This window comes from Vibrio sp. 10N.286.46.A8 (genome assembly GCF_041470165.1).
Taxonomy (GTDB): domain Bacteria; phylum Pseudomonadota; class Gammaproteobacteria; order Enterobacterales; family Vibrionaceae; genus Vibrio; species Vibrio tasmaniensis_A.
In genome coordinates this window covers 1-2,036 of record NZ_JBFRLX010000361.1, presented here as the reverse complement: position 1 = coordinate 2,036, position 2,036 = coordinate 1, and the positions used below count along the sequence as shown (strand labels likewise).

2 protein-coding genes and 1 pseudogene are annotated in these 2,036 nt (G+C 43.9%); all 3 read right to left on the bottom strand.

Annotation, left to right across the window (positions count from 1 at the left end; all coding sequences use genetic code 11):
- Positions 1–105: 105 nt before the first annotated feature.
- Entirely contained in the window at positions 106–699 is a 594-nt protein-coding gene (locus tag AB4232_RS22420; protein ID WP_010440610.1) for an acetate uptake transporter, read from the bottom strand.
- Between the two features lie 87 nt (positions 700–786).
- Entirely contained in the window at positions 787–1,581 is a 795-nt protein-coding gene (locus AB4232_RS22415) for a hypothetical protein (RefSeq protein ID WP_372088062.1), read from the bottom strand.
- A gap of 142 nt (positions 1,582–1,723) precedes the next feature.
- Positions 1,724–2,036 (bottom strand): annotated as a pseudogene (locus AB4232_RS22410) (carbohydrate-binding protein); the annotation flags it as partial.

Sequence of the window (2,036 nt, the reverse complement as noted above, 5' to 3'; positions counted from 1 at the left end):
GCTAACCCCTTTTGTTTTGTTCATAAAAATCGCAGTTTATAACGAGCTCATTACTTATAACGAACTGACTGCTTATAACAAACTAACTGTTCCCAAGCTAGAGCGTTAAGCTGCGATTTCTTGTGTTGCCATTTGAGGCGCTTTTTTCTCACCGATTGGCAGTACTGTGCGGCCATATTCGTTGTTGATTACTTGTGCCATTGCAAAGTAGATAGCTGACGCACCACAGAAGATACCTTCAAAACCAGCGATAGTGCCGATTAGTTCGCTGCCAGTGAAATCACGAGCTGCAAGTAGGAAGAACAAGATAGTAAGTGAACCGAATACTACTTGTTTCGCTACTGGGTAGCATAGAGAACCAATGAACATGAAGCCAGTGAAGATGCCCCATAGTAGTAGGTACCAACCCATAAACGCTGCTGGACTTGCTGGTAGGCCCATGTAAGGCATTACAATTAAACCAACCAAAGATAACCAGAATAGACCGTAAGAAGTAAACGCAGTTGTACCGAACGTGTCACCACGTTTGAAACACATTGTGCCCACGATAACTTGGCTTAGACCACCGTAAAAAATACCCATAGCAAGAATCATTGAATCGATTGGAAAGAAACCTGCGTTATGGATATTAAGAAGTATAGTAGTCATACCGAAACCCATTAGGCCAAGTGGTGCCGGGTTCGCCAGTTTTGTTGACATTTTGCGCGCCTTTAAAAAAAGTTAATAAAATTTGTACGCAAATTTTAATCCGAACGGCATAAAAAGATAGATCGCTAAATCGCAATCTTAGATTGCACCGTTCGCCAGTTCGGCTTTCGTGATGATTTCAAGTATCTCGCCAACTCGTTTAGGGCTTAGTTCCATCAAGACCGCTTGAACCTCGGGCTTTACACACGCTAACCACTCTCCCGAAGGTTCTTGGTTAAACTTATCCATCGGGCCCATACTTTGGCTCCATGTACCACGGATATCAACCGTATCTTTGTGCCCATCGTTGGTCGTAAAATATGAAAACTCAAAGGTTGTCGCATCGACAGATGTGATTTGGCCAGATGCCCCCCACGGCGCAGAAAGTTCGATCATAGGACCGATAGGATAGCTTTCACCTTCAATTTCTACAGAAGTTGCTTCACCAATGTAAATTTGAGCGTTATTGGCTGACTCTGAGACAGTGAAAGGTAATGATGTTGATACAGAATTAGGACCTTGAGGCGCAGCTTGCTTTAATAAGAATTGAACGATTGACGGGGATGCATTAACAGCAGCATCAACTTCCCCAACAGACTCCATACAGCCTTCGTAATTCATAATGCCTGTACTATCGACACCTTTAATTAAAGCGCCTTCAAGTGTTTGAATAACATGGATTTGGTTACCTTGTTCCTCAATAGATGTGATTTGGCCTACAGGACTTTTTAAGACTTGATAACGCTGAGCAACAATACCTTCAGAGCTCGTTTCAAAACTCAAACTGCCATAATTACCCCATCCCAAACTTTGCTCGAGACCTGACTGCGGCGTACTGTTACACCCAGTAACCCCAGTTACCAATAACGCAAGAATAGATAGCTTTAACTTCATTTTAATTGCCCTGTAATCAAATTATTCACGAACACAGTTTATCGATAAATGGAAAGCACTACTGTAATAGAAAGTAAGGGAAGTGTCGTATAACTGTCACTGAACAAGCAAGCCTCTTATAACAGAGGCTTGCTTAGTTTAATTATTTACAGCTAATTTCATCCCAGAACCAGTTCGATTGAACAGGGCTTTCCCAGACACCCGGGCCGTTTTTAGCTACGAAGCACTTGCCATTATGTGTCACCTTGTCGCCATTGCTCACTTGGCTAACACCCGCTTGCCATGTGATAAACACCGATGGATCAACAACGACAGGCGGCTCAGTCACAGGTGGTTCAACCGGTGTTGGGTCTACCGGAGCAGGATCGACAGGTGCAGGGACAACTGGCGATGGATCTGTCACTACGGGTGGTGTTGGTTCACCCGCTACAAATTTCCAAGGGCCGCCATTGGCA

What these genes read in the sequence shown, in the direction of transcription:
- AB4232_RS22415 (WP_372088062.1), bottom strand. Translation starts at nt 1,581, where the DNA reads ATGAAGTTAAAGCTATCTATTCTTGCGTTATTGGTAACTGGGGTTACT.
- AB4232_RS22420 (WP_010440610.1), bottom strand. Translation starts at nt 699, where the DNA reads ATGTCAACAAAACTGGCGAACCCGGCACCACTTGGCCTAATGGGTTTC.